Consider the following 14599-nt stretch of genomic DNA (forward strand, 5'->3'; position numbering starts at 1 on the left):
TCTCTCTTGGTCATCCGTAAATAATCATCTATTCTGTTTCATCATAATATTCTGCTCTCAAAGAACAAATGTTCTTCTTTCATTTTATCTTATGTGCTGTTTTGTGTCAACTTTTCTTTTTAGGAATTTCTTGCACTTCCTTGCTATTTTCTTTGCTAATTTCATCTCTGCACTAGTGTACTTTATCACGCAAAAACCAGCGGAGATTCATCTTTCCCTGAATCTCCGCTGGTCTGATTCTTTATTCTATTACAATTCCATAATCTTTGCTTTATGTCTGATTTGTGGCAAAAATTTATTCAACAAATCTTCTGTCTTCATTTTCAAATGACTTGTATTAATCCCCGGATTGCAGCCAAACCATTCTTCCTGTGCAACTTCTTTGTCCACAATCAATTGAACATAATCGTCTTCGTCATTGATCAATCCCATGACAGACGCAGATCCCGGTTTCGTTCCAAGATGCTCTTTCATCAGTTCTCCTGAGGCAAATGAAAGATGCGGTACTCCGATTTTTTTACTCAATGTGTTCGTATCCAAAGATTTGTTTGCCGGAAGCACAACCAAAAAGAAACTCGTTTTTTTCTTATTGCACAAGAAAATGCTTTTTCGAATCTCTGTTCCAAGCGCCTTGTCAATCTCCTCACACTCTTCCATCGTCTCCACAACATCATTGTCGACTCTCTCATAAGAAATTTTCAGTTTATCCAGTATCTGATACACCTTTTTTTCTGTTGCTACGCGATCATCCGTCGGTGCTGTTGTATAAATATCACTAATATATATCATCTTAGTTCCCCTTTCTCTAATGCTTGTCTTTGATAAGGACATCTTAGCATTTTCGAGTAAAAAGAACTACCAAAACCTTAACAAAAAATATTAATATCTTAACATTTCATATTTTTATAAGCTTTTGGAGTAACACCAGTCATTTTCTTAAAACATTGAATGAAATGGCTCACACTGTTGAATCCAACCGCCCCGGAAACTTCCGTTACCGATAGTTCCGTCCCTCTTAGCAACTCTTTGCTTCTCAATATGCGGTATTCTGCCAGATACTCGTTCGGGCTTTTGCAGACAACTTCCTTAAATCCTCTGCAGCATTCTCCAACACTGACATTCCCTGCCTGCGCAATATCCGCCAGACACATCGGATGCATATACTGATTATGGATATAAGACAGCATCGCCTGTATCCGTTCCTGCTTTCTAATATAGCTGTTGGAAATTTTCTTTCCACTTTTCTCTATATTGCAAATCATCATGTACCATATCTCCACAATTTTTATTGCAATCTGATATTCTTCTCTTCCAACAGCTTGTCTTTTCTCTCTTCTTCTTTTAAACAGGAGCTCCATCTTTAGCAGAGTATCCAGTATCTCCTTCTGCCATGACGTTGTCCTTTTAAATTCAACTACCGCTATCCCGTAATTTCCCACATAGGGAAGCACAAAATTCTCCTCCATAGTACTCCCTGAGAAGAAAGATACTACCTTGTCCGGAAAATTAAAACTGAGATATCTGCCTCCATCGCTAATCTCTGTCGTTATATGGAGAAGATTTCGATTGATAAAAATTCCATTTCCTTCATCCAGCGTATATAATTTCCCATCTACTCTCAATTTCAGCTTTCCGCTTGTCACGACAGTAAACTGCAGTTCCTCATGCCAGTGCAAGTCCATATATCCCCTTCCCGATGGTTCAATATTCCCCTGCGTTACCGTGTACATCTCAATCGGAAACCCTTTATCCGTATAATAATTAATCTCATGTAATGGTTTTTCTATCTGCTTTGGATTGTATCTTTGCATTTTCATCACACTCTATTTAGAAAAAGTCTCGGTATTGATTCATATCATCATCATTATCGTAAAAGAAATCGTCATAATAATCATCGAAGAAATCATCACGCGGCTGTTCTTCATAGTACGGAGTCTGTTCTTCTATGGAAGGAACCTGACTCTCCACTGTGCCCGCTATCAAAATTATAGCAACCGCAAATACGGATAAAATCAGTCCAAATGCAGATGTCGCAATACCTGCAATCGCAAATCCACGTTCCTGTTTTCTCTTAGACAGATAATAGACCCCAAGTCCTGCTCCCACAACTGCACATAATCCGGACATCACCACCGTCCAGCACAAAAGAATAGAGACAATCCCAAGTACCATAGAGGTAATTCCCAGTCCTTTATATTGGTTATCCATCTTGTATCCCTTCTTTCTTCACACTACAATCAGTCTACCAGTCCAACCATCTCATTCACAGAAGTAAATCCATATTGTTTCATATAATCTTGAATTCCATCTACGATTTCCATCGTCACAGATGGATTATGGAAGTTCGCTGTGCCGACAGAGACTGCGCTTGCTCCTGCAAGGATCATCTCGATTGCATCCTCCGCACTTGCGATTCCTCCCATTCCGATGATCGGCACTTTTACCGCATGGAATGCCTGATATACCATGCGGACTGCGATTGGATGAATCGCCGGTCCTGACACTCCGCCCGTTTTATTTGCGAGCACAAATTTGCGACGGTTAATGTCAATCTTCATTCCTGTAAGTGTATTGATCAGAGAAATTGCATCTGCTCCGCCTGCTTCCACTGCCTTCGCCATCTCTGCAATATCAGTCACATTCGGACTCAATTTCATGATGACCGGCTGTTTTGCATATTTCTTTACTGCTTTTGTAATCTCTTCTGCCGCTTTCGCATTCTGACCAAATGCAATTCCACCCTCCTTGACATTTGGACAGGAAATGTTGATCTCCAGCATATCTACACCCTCGTCTGCAAGACGTTCCACAACCTCACAGTAATCTTCTGTAGATTTTCCACACACATTCACGATAATCTTTGTGTCATACTGTTTTAAAAACGGAATGTCTCTCTCACAGAACAATTCAATCCCCGGATTCTGAAGACCTACTGCATTCATCATTCCACCGTATGTCTCTGCAACTCTCGGTGTCGGATTTCCCGCCCAAGGAATATTTGCAACTCCTTTTGTCGTGACGGCTCCAAGTCTGTTCAAATCAACAAACTCTGCAAATTCTGCTCCCGAACCAAATGTACCGGATGCCACTGTCACCGGATTATTCCACTCTACACCTGCAATATTTACTTTCATATTCATTAGATCTCCACCTCCGTAGACAGGAATACCGGACCGTCCTTGCAAATGCGCTTGTTATTTACATTGCTGTGGTGATCCTTTTCTTTTGACTGGCATACACACGCAAGACATGCCCCGATACCGCACGCCATTCTCTCTTCCAGAGAAATATAACATTCAATTCCTTGTTCCTCTGCATATTGTTTGATTGCGCGAAGCATTGGAGTAGGTCCACATGCGTAAATGATATCCGCCTCAAGTCCATTTTCACGAATCGCATCCATGACATTTCCTTTTGTTCCGACACTTCCATCCTCTGTCGAGATATAGACGGTTCCATTTTCCTCAAACTGCTCCTTTAAAAATGTATCTGCATCACGATATCCCATGATAATCTGCTTCTCACAGTCAAGCTGTTTTGCAAGCTCCAAAATCGGCGGAACTCCAATACCTCCACCTATCAAAAATGCTCGTTTCCCTTTTCCTGCTTCTAACGGAAAACCATTCCCTAAAGGTCCAATGATCGGAAGTGTATCTCCCGCTTTCATCTTGGAAAACTGCTCTGTCCCCGTCTTTTCTGCTGTCACACGGTATACAACCCGAAGTTTCGATGTTTCCGTATCAATCTCGCAGATACTGATCGGTCTTGGAAGCAGTTTGCTTCCGTCATTTGTGTACATGGAAATAAACTGTCCCGGTCTTGCAGTCTTTGCAGCTTCCGTCTGAATCCACATACTAAAAATCCCGTCTGCCAGCTGTTCCTGTGAAACAACTGTAACTGTCTCTCTCTTTCTCGCTGCCATCTTACATTCTCCTTATCTGCTCTCGAGCGCTCCATTAATATCTTTCACCATTGCCTCAACAGCTGCTCTTGAAGCCTCTCCAAAATTCTCTGCGCCAAATTTCGCATATGCTTCCTGTTTGTACGCCGCGATAATTCCACGTGAAGAATTTACGATTGCTCCTAGTCCGTCTTCGTTAAAGAAATGAACAAGGTCTTTTCCCTGGCCTCCCTGCGCTCCGTATCCTGGAACAAGGATGTAAGATTTTGGCATTACTTTACGAAGTACTTTTCCCATCTCCGGATAAGTTGCCCCTACAACAGCTCCGATATAGCTGTATTCGTCTCCCATGCAGGTTTCTCCCCACTGTGCCACTTTTTCTCCTACCAATTCATACAATGGTTTTCCATTGATCAACTGATCTTGAAATTCTCCACTTGACGGATTCGATGTCTTTACTAAAATAAAGAGTCCCTTCTTTTCTTCTTTGCACACATCGATAAATGGATTCACCCCATCCGAACCAAGATATGGGTTCACTGTCACAAAATCCTCGTCAAACGGCACATATGATTTACTTCCCACCTGCACGCGTCCAAGGTGACCGACTGCATATGCTGCTGATGTAGAACCAATATCACCACGTTTGATGTCACCGATGACAACAAGTCCTTTTTCTTTACAATAATCCACTGTCTTTTTAAATGCTTCCAATCCCGGAATCCCAAACTGCTCATACATTGCAATCTGTGGTTTGACTGCCGGAATCAGATCATATGTCTTATCCACGATTTCTTTATTGAACTGCCAGATTGCCTCCGCAGCGCCTTCCAATGTCTCTCCAAATTCTGCAAACGCTTTTTTTTGCACCTGCTCCGGAATATAATTGAGCATCGGATCCAGACCAACTACGATCGGCGCCTTTGTCTTTTTAATATTCTCTACTAACTTGTTAATCATCTTTCATTCCTCCTAGTATGATGTATTTTCATATACGATAGTGCCGTCCACCAATGTGTAACGCACATCGCCTTTCACTTTCCAACCGTCAAACGGTGTATTTTTCCCTTTTGAGAAAAATGTATTTTTGTCAATTATGTATTCTCTGTTCGGATCGAAAATCACGAGATCCGCAATCTTTCCTTCCGAAACTGCTCCCTTGTCCTGCAAGCCTAAAATCTTTGCCGGGTAATAGCTTGTTTTTTCTGCCATCTGCATCGGTGTCAGAACTCCGGTATCCACCAATTCCGTGTAAGTCAGACTTGCCATTGTCTCAAGTCCTACGATACCGAACATCGCCTCTTTCATAGACTTATTTTTTTCCTCCTCTGAGTGCGGTGCATGATCTGTAGCAATCACGTCCATAATATCTTCCTTCAGTCCTGCTTTCAGCGCTTCCACATCGCTTTTTCCTCGAAGCGGCGGATTCATCTTGAAGTTCCCATGATCTTCTGTAATATCCCCTGTCGTCATTGTAAAATGATGCGGACACACCTCTGCTGTGACCGGCAAGCCCTCTTTTTTTGCTGCCCTCACCAGTTTGACACTGTCCTCTGTTGAGCAATGACAAAGATGCAGCCTCACCCCAGTCTCTTTCGCAAGGAGAATATCTCTTGCCACAATGACATCTTCCACCGCGTTCGTAATTCCTTTCAGCCCCAGTGTCTCTGCCTTTTTATCGGCGTGCATCACTCCGCCTTCCACCATTGTAATATCTTCACAGTGTGCAAAAATCGCAATTCCTTGTTCTTTTGCAATCTTCATCGCCTTACGGTATAAAGATGCATTCATCACAGATTTTCCATCTTCGCTGATTGCGTGGCATCCTGCTTTTGCCATTCCGACAATATCTGCGAGCTCCTCGCCTGCCTGTCCAACTGTAATCGCGCCGAGCTGTATCACATGCACTTTGGACTCTTTTTTTGCCCTTTCATGCACTTGTCTCACTTTCTCTTCTGTATCAATAACAGGTTTTGTGTTTGGCATTGCACAGATTGTCGTGACACCACCTCTTGCCGCCGCATCTCCTCCTGTCTTAAGCGTCTCTTTATATTCCAGTCCCGGATCTCGCAAATGCACATGCAAATCAATAAATCCTGGCATCACAAAACAGCCTTTCGCATCAATCACCTTATCTGCTGCATCTGCAATATGTTCTGCCACCTTTACAATCTTTTTTTCTTCCACAAGGATATCATATATCCCCTCTGTTTTACTTTCCGGATCCAGCACATGTCCATTTTGAATCAAAATTTTCATTATGTTTTCATCCTTTCTTCTAGATTTGAGCATAAAATTACATACTACTTTTATTCTATCATAGAGACAAAAAAAATGGAATGCAAAATTTACATTCCATTTCCCTTCACAATCTCAATTGCTTTTTCCAGCTGATTATCTGCCGCCGGATCTTCTTCATTGTATTCATATTCAACTTCCACATCCGGATCGATCCCCGTCCCATGAATATTTCTTCCCTTCGGTGTAAAATATTCGGAGATGGTCAATTTAATACTTGTTCCATCTGTCAACGGAAATATCTGTTGTACGATCCCTTTTCCGAATGTAGTTGTTCCCACAAGTGTTCCAACTCCATAATCCTGAACCGCACCCGCAAAAATCTCAGATGCACTGGCACTGTTTCCATTTGTCAGCACTGACAGCGGAATCTCCAGCTTATGTTCCTCATCTGATGTGTAAGTTTCTCCTTCTCCATTCTTGTCTTTCGTAGAAACAATAGTTCCTTCCGGCAAAATCAGATCAAGGATGTCACAAACAGTGTCAAGATTTCCTCCCGGATTGTCGCGAAGATCAATGACAAGTCCTGTCATTCCCTGAGCCTCTAAATCTTCCAAGGCAGAAGCAAACTGATCATACGTCACGGAATCAAATTCTGTAATTCTGATATAGCCGATTCCGTCTGAGTTCATCTCGTGTTCAACCGTATGTACTTCCACCACTTTTCTCGTCGCTGTCGCCGTATACTCTTCCATGTTTTCACCACGAAGAACTGTAATCTCTACCTGCGTTCCCTCTTCCCCTTTAATCTTGGCAACAACATTATTGAGATCTTGACCGGTCACATCCTCTCCATCGATTTTATAGAGAATATCTCCCGCCTGAAATCCGGCTTCTGCTCCGGCTCCTTCTTCGTACACATTCACAAATGTCATGGCTCCTGTCTCAGAATCCTGCGTGATTGAAACACCAATTCCACTAAACTTTCCTTCTGTTGACTCAAACAGACTGTCCGTCTCCTCTTTGTCATAATAAACAGAATACGGATCACCAAGACCACTTACATATCCTTTGATCAAAAACTCTTTCAATTCATCATCTGAAATTTCATCACTATGAAGATAAACTTCATCGATCAAGCCTCTAAGTGTCTCCAATTTCTTTTCAGTTCCCATCGTGACAACTTTGTCATCTCTAGACATTTTATAGATGAAGAAGCTGCCTCCTACAAATGCTACCGCTAATAACATAGCAAGGGCACCGCAAAGTGCCCCTTTTAAAAAGCTATTTTTCTTTTTCATTCACCAATATACCTTCTTACATATAATTTGACGGGTTCACCGGAACACCATTTAATTCCACCTGAAAATGCAGGTGGTTTCCGGTCGATTGTCCTGTCGTACCTACGCCTCCGATATTCTGCCCTTTTTCCACTGTCTGACCTTCTGACACATACGGCATCTGCCACATATGCATATATTTTGTCACAAGCCCATTGCCATGGTTGATAACAACCCAGTATCCGGCAGAGTTGCTGTATCCGGCTGTTGTCACCTTTCCGGCTGCTGCCGCATAGATCGGAGTCCCCGGCGCCGCAGCATAATCATGTCCCTTGTGCGGTCTGGAATCACCGATTCCCTCACGTACTTCTCCGAAGTAGCTTGACTGGTAACTCATACCCGGACAAGGATGAGTGAAGAAACCATTCCCACTCACAACAGAATCTCCGGCAGTACCGCCAGAATTTCCATTATTCTGCTGTGCCTGCTGCTTAGCTGCCTCCTCTGCTTCCTGCCTTCTTCGCTCTGCTTCCTTGGCAGCTGTGATCAATCCCTGCACTTCGGTCATCTCGGATTCAATACTCGCAATCTCCGAAGCCTTCTCCGTCAAAAGCTTCTCCACTGCTGTCTGCTTTTCTGTGAGACTCGCCTGAAGTGTGTGCAGCTCTTCATATTCTTTATTTAACTTTGCCTCTTCTTCCTCCACTTTCTTTACAAGCTTCTGGAATTTTTTCAACATATCTCTGTCATACTCAGACATCTTTGTGGCGTACTCCGCCTTATTCAAAAAGTCTGCCATATCTTTTGCTTCCAGCATGATCTCTAAAAATTCGGAACTTCCATTTTCATAAATGTACTTGATTCTTTTTTTCATGCTTTCATACTGATTCTGCTCATCTACCTTTGCGTTGACAAGTTCTTCTTCAGCCTTTTCGATTTCCGACTCTTTTTTTGTCATGTCCTCTTCTGACTTTTTCATGTCCGTCACAATGGTATTCAATTGTTCCGCCAAAGAAGACTTTTCTGATTCGGCGGCCTTTTTCTGTTCTTCTAATTGCTGTGCCTTCTGTTGTGCATCGGATAAATCCGTCGCATATGTCGGCATGATAAAACTGAGTGAAAGTACTCCTGCAATCATACAGTTCGCAATTCTTCTTCTTTTTGTCATAAAGTCACCTATGCCTTTAAATGTTTCCTAATCGTAAAGAAACTTCCCACAAAACCAATTCCTACTCCGAGAATTAATCCAACCGGCAGTAATATCTGATATACCTGCCCCACCGGAAGAAAGTCTAAAATATTATTTAAAATTTTAAATCTTTCCAAAACATAATTAACAACTTTTCCATATGCAAAGTACAGTGCCACAAGCGGTACCGCCGCTCCGATCAAACCGATGAAGATACCTTCCACGATAAATGGCGCTCTTACAAAAAAGTCTTTTGCACCTATGTATTTCATAATCGCAATCTCTTCACGTCTGATTGTAATTCCCATCGTAACCGTATTGCTGATCAGGAAAATAGATACTGCAAGCAGAATCAGGATAATTCCTCCTGAGACATATGCAATGAGCACATTCACATTTCCTAACGCATCGGCAACGACATCTGATTTGTTGACCTGGCGAACTCCGTCAAGTCCCTCTGCATATTTTACAAGGTCTGCCTGTGTCTCAACTGATTTTAAATATACTTCGTAGTTATCAGAGTCAATCAACGGGTTATCGCCTTCAAATCCCGCTGCCACATCCGCATTGTCCTCTCCAAAATAATCTTTCTGGAAGTCTTCCCATGCCTGTTCCGCGGAAATATATTTCACCTCTGCCACATCATCTCGGCTCTTTAGTTTCTCGCCGATCTCTTTAATCTGCTCGTCCGTCGCATCTGCATCGAAAAGCACCGTAATTGCTACTCCTTCTTCAGCCTTATCTACAATGTATCTAAAATTTATTACAATTGAAAAAAATACGCCGAACAGGAAAATACATGCTGCCATCGTCGCCATAGAGGCAATGGAAAACATCTTGTTTCTCCCAATATTCTTAACCCCTTGCTTTATCGAATATCCTAGTGTACTGATTCTCATTATACATACCCACCTTTTTTCTCGTCGCTGACAATGCTGCCCTGTTTCATTGTTACAACTCGTTTTTGCATTGCATTTACAATCTCATGATTATGTGTAACTACAATGACTGTAGTTCCTCTGTCGTTTGCCTCCTCCAGCAACTTCATGATCTCCCATGAATTAGACGGGTCCAGGTTACCGGTCGGCTCATCTGCCAGCAAAATAGACGGCTCATTGATGATCGCTCTCGCGATCGCCACACGCTGCTGTTCTCCTCCTGACAGCTCCTTCGGAAACGATTTATACTTTTGCGCCAGTCCCACCAGCGATAATGCCGCAGGAACTTTCTGTTTGATAATACGAGTTGGTGCCTCTGTCACACGAAGTGCAAATGCAATATTTTCATATACATTCCGATCCTTTAAAAGGCGGAAATCCTGAAACACAACTCCGATTCTTCTGCGGTATTTCGGAATATGTTTGTGTTTCATTTTTCCAAGATCCTCACCCATAACAGTAATTGTTCCGGATGTTGGATCCAGCTCTTTCATCAGCAAACGAATCAAAGTCGATTTTCCCGACCCACTGTCTCCTACGATAAATACAAACTCGCCTTGCTCAATCGTCAGACTGATTCCATTGAGCGCAGCTATCCCCTTTGAGTATTCCTTCGTAACATCTTTTAATTCTATCATACGCTCCTCCATAATTATTAATACTCCAACGTTTCCATATGTTTCATGTATTTTACAACCATCAGCGCAATCTTAAATGTAATGGCATCCTCAAAGACACGCAGATCAAGTCCTGTGCTCTTTTGAATCTTATCCAGTCTGTACACCAGCGTATTACGGTGAATGTACAATTGTCTTGATGTCTCAGATACATTCAGACTGTTCTCAAAGAACTTATTAATTGTGATCAAAGTCTCCTCGTCAAAATCATCCGGTGATTTCCCCTCAAAAATCTCTCGGATAAACATTTTACAAAGTGGTATCGGAAGCTGGTAGATCAGACGTCCTATTCCGAGTGTACTATATGCTATCACATCTTTTTCGTTAAAGAAAATCTTTCCGACATCAAGCGCAAGCTTTGCTTCTTTATAAGATTTTGAAACTTCTTTGATGTCGCTTACGATCGTACCATATGCGACATGCAATCCTTCTTCGCCTTCTGCTTTTAATAATTCCAGCATTGCATTCGCAGCCTGCTCCATCTCCTGATAGCCTTCCCTCGCTTCCAGTTCCTTTACGACAATAATATTTTTTTCATCGACAGCTGTGATGAAATCTTTGTTTTTTCTTCCAATGGACACTCGCACATGTTCAATCATATTCGCATCTTTCTCATACGCCATCTCGATAATAAATACGACACGTCTTGCATCTGTATCAATGTGTAGTTTCTTTGCACGATTATAAATATCCACAAGCAACAGATTATCCAATAACAGATTTTTGATAAAATTATCCTGGTCAAATCTTTCTTTATATGCAATCAACAGATTATGAATCTGGAATGCTGCAAGCTTTCCGATCATATATGCATTTTCATTTTCCCCGTAAGCAAGTAATATATATTCTAACTGATATTCGTCAAAAATTTTAAAAAATTGACATCCTTGCACCACCTGGCTGTCTGCAGGTGAATCTACAAAAGATTTTATCGAGGTTGCATAGTCATCTGTCTCTGTACAAGTCCCCGCAAGCACTTTTCCCTCTATATCTACTACACATAAATCAATTCTTGTAATTGCTTTTAGTCCTTCAATTGTGTTTTGAAGTATTTGATTTGATATCATTCAATTCCCTCCACTCGTAATTTTCATATGCATTTTCTACAATACATTTTTTTCTTAAAATGGTTAAACGCATATTTCTACGTTATATACTAATGCAAAACAGCAAAAAAAGAAAGAGGAAATCATAATTTTTTATGCATTTCCTCAATTTTCCTTTTGCTCTTATCCTTTTTCCACACTATACATTGTTCACAAATTCTGATTTTGCTTACGTTCTTTCTCAATCTTTTTCTTCACGATGTGTTGTGTAAAAAATGCCTTCAGCCGTCTTCTTCCAAATCCCGTTCTCCTGCGTTCTTTCAATCCAGTACCCATTCCGAACCAAATTCTGGCATTCAAAAGTGTGCGGTTACGAAGAATGACTTCTTCCTGAAGCGGAGATGGAAGCGCCGCAAAGATACAGTCGGTCTCTGCACCGTTGATTCGATTGACAATCATGTCATCGGACTTTCCGTGTTCTTCCATGGTCGCAGTCTCAGAGATAACAATCCCGCTGTATTTTCCTGTCACATATTCTCTCAGTTCAGACAAAGCCTCTTCATCTTCGGCGAGCAAAAAAACCTTTTTGTGGCTTTTATGCAGAAATCGCATTACCATTTTCACGAACAGCAGTGTCTTGGCCTCATTCAAATATTTTGAGTCAGTCACTCCTGCCGCCTCTAATATTGATTTATCTCCTGCAAATGTAAGGTCAAACTCATCAATATATGGCTTTTCTTCTTTGTTCAAAAGCTGCGACAACGTATTCATCGTCACCATCTCGATCACATTGATCGGTTCTGTCTCCATATATTCCATGACCTTTTTCATTGCTTCCTTAGCCGTGTAATGATTAATTGACACGCCTAATACTTTTATTTTCTCATTCATAACCTCACCTGTTGTTTCTCCCCAGTTTTACGATTATAACAAATCTCCCTTCTCTTTTCAAGTCCGGTTCGAAATTGTTCACACTTTGGTCACTACTCTTTTGCTTTCTCCATCTCTCGCCTTTTCTTCGTAATCAGTCCGCCGATTCTCCCGGTCTCTTTTGAAGAAAGCGCCTTCCAGCCATCCTCCAGCACCTTATCGAGCAATCCCAATTCTTCTGCAATCTCATATTTTAATTTTTCTTCCGGCTCCAGCTTGCTTAAGCAAATCGGTTTTTCTTTCTTTTTAGACATAATAAAAATCCCCTTTCCGTGATGGTAAGAGGATTTCCATTTTTTTCATTTTTATTCCAGACTATTTTTCAAATTTTACATTGACACTTCCCATGCCACATTCAATATTCAAATTTTTCGATGCCCCATGGTCAATCTGTTGCTCAACTGCGATTCCTGAATAACTTCCGTCTGCAATCTTCACTTCACCCATTCCGCACTCCAGACTATAGTTATAGTCTTCTTGTTCTCCATGGAGCACAAGCGTTGCAGAACCCACTCCACATTCCAGATACATCTCTTGCGCCATAATGCCCTGTATCTCTGCGGCTCCTGCCGCCACCGCAACATCCGCATTTTCCGCATGTACGCTTTGGAGCTCTGATTTCAAACTTCCTGCTCCTACTGAAATGTCCATCTCGTAGAATTTCACATCCTGCGGCAAGTACAAAATAATCGTCCCTGCCTGATTGATTCGATTATTTTCCAAATCTGTCTCAATGTTCAGTGTGTTTCCTTCCTTATAGATTTGGAGATTTGCTCTCTCGTCAATATCTTCAGTGCCCACACATACTTTTTCATTTTGAGAAGGCTTCATATATACACTCATATGATCCACATCAATTTCCAGATTTTTTACCCCTTCGAACGTTTTTTCTTCGCCGGTCTGCCCTGTGCTTTCCTTTACTGTCACCACCCTGTTGCTCAATGGAAATATATATGGGAAACCAAACTTGATCTTTGAAAAAGAGACTCCCAGTATAAATCCCAAAATCAAAAACAGCACGCCGATTCCGGCAATCGCACCACTTGTGATCCAAAATCTCTTCCATCCTTTTTTCATTATGACACCGCCTTTCTATGAAATGGTTTTTTGCAAATTTTTACAATCCACCGAAACATCTTCGGGAATGCAACGAAGCAAAGCTGCACAAGCAACACAACTCCCACCATTCCAACTGCGAATAAAATCATTCCGCTGCCAATCAACGTAAATGCCTCCGGAAGCGCCACGGCAATCTGCGTAAGCCCGCCAATAAACAATGCGATACCTACAACTGCAAGACATCCTGCCGCTATAACAAATGCGATCAGAGCAATAAATCCCGAAAACACCACTGCCAATACCGTCAGCGCCACACCTAGAACGATCGGGCCGGCAATGGATAAAACAAACAGACCACCTACTATGATCAGGAGAATCTTCCACCAATTGTTCGTATCTTTCTCTTCTTTTTCAGCCGGATACACAGGGGCTTTCGTTTCCCCAGTATTATTTCTCCCGTAAATTTCCGCTTTGATTGCCGCCGCTACCTTTTCCGGGCTATCTAATTCTGCTGCAACTTTTTCTTCATTCTCCTCACCGGCCTCATCAAAATAGTCGTTGTAGTATTTCATTGCTTCCTGTCTTTCTTCCACCGGAATGTCCTGAAGCATCGCTGCCAGTCTTGTCATATATTCTACTCTGTTCATTCATCCACACCTCCCTCAAATATCTTGCAGATCTTCTCTGAATAGCTTTTCCACTCTTTTCGATACATCTCCAACTGTTCTGTCCCTCTCTTTGTCACTTTGTAATATCGCCTGTTCCTGCCGTCAAACTGCATATCATACACCTCCAGACACCCATCTTTTTGAAGACGCCTGAGCACCGGATATAAGGTTGACTCCGATACTTCCAACGCCTGCCTGACATCCTGTGTGATCTTATATCCATAAGTCCCCTGCTGCTCTTTTGATACTACAGCCAGAACAATCGCATCCAGTAAGGCTGCTCCTGTATTAAATACCATGACCTCACTCCTTTCTATTTGATGCAATATTATTTTTATACACATATTATATGTCATATAATATTATTAGTCAATATAATATTACAAAAAAAGTAGGAGTTTTATCTCCTACTTCAAATAAACATATATCACAATTCCAGCCTGCAACAAAAGAATTACAGGCACTCCAATATAAAATTTCGGCTTCTGAGTCTTATGTCGGAATATTTGCATCCCGACACAGGCTCCAACAGAGCCTCCCAAAGCCGCCATTGAAAGAAGCGTCGCCTCCGGTATCCGCCACCTTTTTTTGCGCGCCTTCTGTTTGTCTATTCCATATAAGAAAAATGTCACGATATTGATCGCCAGTAAATACCACATTATATATCTCATAT

Annotated in this window: 18 protein-coding genes; all 18 read right to left on the minus strand. The window is 41.7% G+C overall.

Features of this window, described 5'->3' with window-relative positions; translation table 11 throughout:
* Window positions 1-249 precede the first annotated feature (249 nt).
* The 18 genes from AC6I5B_RS14480 to AC6I5B_RS14565 all read right to left on the minus strand — a co-directional run bounded on the left by AC6I5B_RS14480 (window position 250) and on the right by AC6I5B_RS14565 (window position 14597).
* A complete protein-coding gene (locus tag AC6I5B_RS14480) occupies window positions 250-786 on the minus strand; it encodes a prolyl-tRNA synthetase associated domain-containing protein (protein WP_044986561.1) in 537 nt (178 codons plus the stop codon).
* 101 nt (window positions 787-887) lie between these two features.
* Complete coding sequence (locus tag AC6I5B_RS14485; protein ID WP_144167193.1) at window positions 888-1811, minus strand: helix-turn-helix domain-containing protein; 924 nt, start codon at window positions 1809-1811, stop codon at window positions 888-890.
* A 16-nt stretch (window positions 1812-1827) separates the two neighbouring features.
* Entirely contained in the window at window positions 1828-2208 is a 381-nt protein-coding gene (locus AC6I5B_RS14490; protein ID WP_004611190.1) for a DUF4190 domain-containing protein, read from the minus strand.
* Between the two features lie 29 nt (window positions 2209-2237).
* On the minus strand, window positions 2238-3140 hold the full coding sequence (locus tag AC6I5B_RS14495; protein WP_004611191.1) for a dihydroorotate dehydrogenase: 903 nt from the start codon (window positions 3138-3140) through the stop codon (window positions 2238-2240).
* Complete coding sequence (locus tag AC6I5B_RS14500; RefSeq protein ID WP_004611192.1) at window positions 3140-3922, minus strand: dihydroorotate dehydrogenase electron transfer subunit; 783 nt, start codon at window positions 3920-3922, stop codon at window positions 3140-3142. The genes AC6I5B_RS14495 and AC6I5B_RS14500 overlap by 1 nt, the downstream gene beginning before the upstream one ends.
* A 12-nt stretch (window positions 3923-3934) precedes the next feature.
* Window positions 3935-4861: an orotidine-5'-phosphate decarboxylase gene (gene pyrF / locus AC6I5B_RS14505; protein WP_004611193.1), complete on the minus strand. Its 927-nt coding sequence runs from the start codon at window positions 4859-4861 to the stop codon at window positions 3935-3937.
* Window positions 4862-4873: 12 nt separating this feature from the next.
* Window positions 4874-6160: a dihydroorotase gene (locus AC6I5B_RS14510; protein WP_044986514.1), complete on the minus strand. Its 1287-nt coding sequence runs from the start codon at window positions 6158-6160 to the stop codon at window positions 4874-4876.
* 89 nt (window positions 6161-6249) lie between these two features.
* On the minus strand, window positions 6250-7440 hold the full coding sequence (locus AC6I5B_RS14515) for a S41 family peptidase (RefSeq protein WP_022251105.1): 1191 nt from the start codon (window positions 7438-7440) through the stop codon (window positions 6250-6252).
* A gap of 16 nt (window positions 7441-7456) precedes the next feature.
* Window positions 7457-8587 (minus strand): murein hydrolase activator EnvC family protein, encoded by a 1131-nt coding sequence (locus tag AC6I5B_RS14520; protein WP_044988296.1) that lies wholly within the window; start codon window positions 8585-8587, stop codon window positions 7457-7459.
* 8 nt (window positions 8588-8595) lie between these two features.
* A complete protein-coding gene (ftsX, locus tag AC6I5B_RS14525; protein ID WP_004614824.1) occupies window positions 8596-9507 on the minus strand; it encodes a permease-like cell division protein FtsX in 912 nt (303 codons plus the stop codon).
* The gene (gene ftsE, locus AC6I5B_RS14530) at window positions 9507-10184 is read right to left on the minus strand and encodes a cell division ATP-binding protein FtsE (RefSeq protein ID WP_022251108.1); all 678 of its coding nucleotides are present in this window, start codon (window positions 10182-10184) and stop codon (window positions 9507-9509) included. Before ftsE ends, ftsX begins: the two co-directional genes overlap by 1 nt.
* 17 nt (window positions 10185-10201) lie before the next feature.
* Window positions 10202-11290: a PucR family transcriptional regulator gene (locus AC6I5B_RS14535; RefSeq protein WP_004614826.1), complete on the minus strand. Its 1089-nt coding sequence runs from the start codon at window positions 11288-11290 to the stop codon at window positions 10202-10204.
* 189 nt (window positions 11291-11479) lie between these two features.
* Complete coding sequence (locus AC6I5B_RS14540) at window positions 11480-12160, minus strand: WecB/TagA/CpsF family glycosyltransferase (protein WP_004614827.1); 681 nt, start codon at window positions 12158-12160, stop codon at window positions 11480-11482.
* A gap of 92 nt (window positions 12161-12252) precedes the next feature.
* Window positions 12253-12453 (minus strand): alpha/beta-type small acid-soluble spore protein, encoded by a 201-nt coding sequence (locus AC6I5B_RS14545; RefSeq protein WP_004614828.1) that lies wholly within the window; start codon window positions 12451-12453, stop codon window positions 12253-12255.
* A 61-nt stretch (window positions 12454-12514) separates the two neighbouring features.
* Entirely contained in the window at window positions 12515-13276 is a 762-nt protein-coding gene (locus AC6I5B_RS14550) for a DUF4097 family beta strand repeat-containing protein (RefSeq protein WP_497773429.1), read from the minus strand.
* Entirely contained in the window at window positions 13276-13905 is a 630-nt protein-coding gene (locus AC6I5B_RS14555) for a DUF1700 domain-containing protein (protein ID WP_004614830.1), read from the minus strand. The genes AC6I5B_RS14550 and AC6I5B_RS14555 overlap by 1 nt, the downstream gene beginning before the upstream one ends.
* Window positions 13902-14225, minus strand: a complete 324-nt coding sequence (locus tag AC6I5B_RS14560; protein ID WP_044988298.1) for a PadR family transcriptional regulator — start codon at window positions 14223-14225, stop codon at window positions 13902-13904. Before AC6I5B_RS14560 ends, AC6I5B_RS14555 begins: the two co-directional genes overlap by 4 nt.
* A gap of 108 nt (window positions 14226-14333) precedes the next feature.
* Complete coding sequence (locus AC6I5B_RS14565) at window positions 14334-14597, minus strand: DUF1294 domain-containing protein (RefSeq protein ID WP_004614832.1); 264 nt, start codon at window positions 14595-14597, stop codon at window positions 14334-14336.
* Between the last annotated feature and the right edge of the window lie 2 nt (window positions 14598-14599).

It is taken from the genome of Faecalimonas nexilis (assembly GCF_059731825.1).

Bases quoted from the DNA above. Each gene is read 5' to 3' on its own strand.
- AC6I5B_RS14555 (WP_004614830.1), bottom strand. From the start codon at position 13,905: ATGAACAGAGTAGAATATATGACAAGACTGGCAGCGATGCTTCAGGAC.
- AC6I5B_RS14550 (WP_497773429.1), bottom strand. From the start codon at position 13,276: ATGAAAAAAGGATGGAAGAGATTTTGGATCACAAGTGGTGCGATTGCC.
- AC6I5B_RS14520 (WP_044988296.1), bottom strand. From the start codon at position 8,587: ATGACAAAAAGAAGAAGAATTGCGAACTGTATGATTGCAGGAGTACTT.
- AC6I5B_RS14500 (WP_004611192.1), bottom strand. From the start codon at position 3,922: ATGGCAGCGAGAAAGAGAGAGACAGTTACAGTTGTTTCACAGGAACAG.
- AC6I5B_RS14540 (WP_004614827.1), bottom strand. From the start codon at position 12,160: ATGAATGAGAAAATAAAAGTATTAGGCGTGTCAATTAATCATTACACG.
- ftsX (WP_004614824.1), bottom strand. From the start codon at position 9,507: ATGAGAATCAGTACACTAGGATATTCGATAAAGCAAGGGGTTAAGAAT.
- AC6I5B_RS14535 (WP_004614826.1), bottom strand. From the start codon at position 11,290: ATGATATCAAATCAAATACTTCAAAACACAATTGAAGGACTAAAAGCA.
- AC6I5B_RS14490 (WP_004611190.1), bottom strand. From the start codon at position 2,208: ATGGATAACCAATATAAAGGACTGGGAATTACCTCTATGGTACTTGGG.
- AC6I5B_RS14565 (WP_004614832.1), bottom strand. From the start codon at position 14,597: ATGAGATATATAATGTGGTATTTACTGGCGATCAATATCGTGACATTT.
- AC6I5B_RS14510 (WP_044986514.1), bottom strand. From the start codon at position 6,160: ATGAAAATTTTGATTCAAAATGGACATGTGCTGGATCCGGAAAGTAAA.
- AC6I5B_RS14495 (WP_004611191.1), bottom strand. From the start codon at position 3,140: ATGAATATGAAAGTAAATATTGCAGGTGTAGAGTGGAATAATCCGGTG.
- pyrF (WP_004611193.1), bottom strand. From the start codon at position 4,861: ATGATTAACAAGTTAGTAGAGAATATTAAAAAGACAAAGGCGCCGATC.
- AC6I5B_RS14560 (WP_044988298.1), bottom strand. From the start codon at position 14,225: ATGGTATTTAATACAGGAGCAGCCTTACTGGATGCGATTGTTCTGGCT.
- AC6I5B_RS14515 (WP_022251105.1), bottom strand. From the start codon at position 7,440: ATGAAAAAGAAAAATAGCTTTTTAAAAGGGGCACTTTGCGGTGCCCTT.
- AC6I5B_RS14485 (WP_144167193.1), bottom strand. From the start codon at position 1,811: ATGCAAAGATACAATCCAAAGCAGATAGAAAAACCATTACATGAGATT.
- AC6I5B_RS14545 (WP_004614828.1), bottom strand. From the start codon at position 12,453: ATGTCTAAAAAGAAAGAAAAACCGATTTGCTTAAGCAAGCTGGAGCCG.
- ftsE (WP_022251108.1), bottom strand. From the start codon at position 10,184: ATGATAGAATTAAAAGATGTTACGAAGGAATACTCAAAGGGGATAGCT.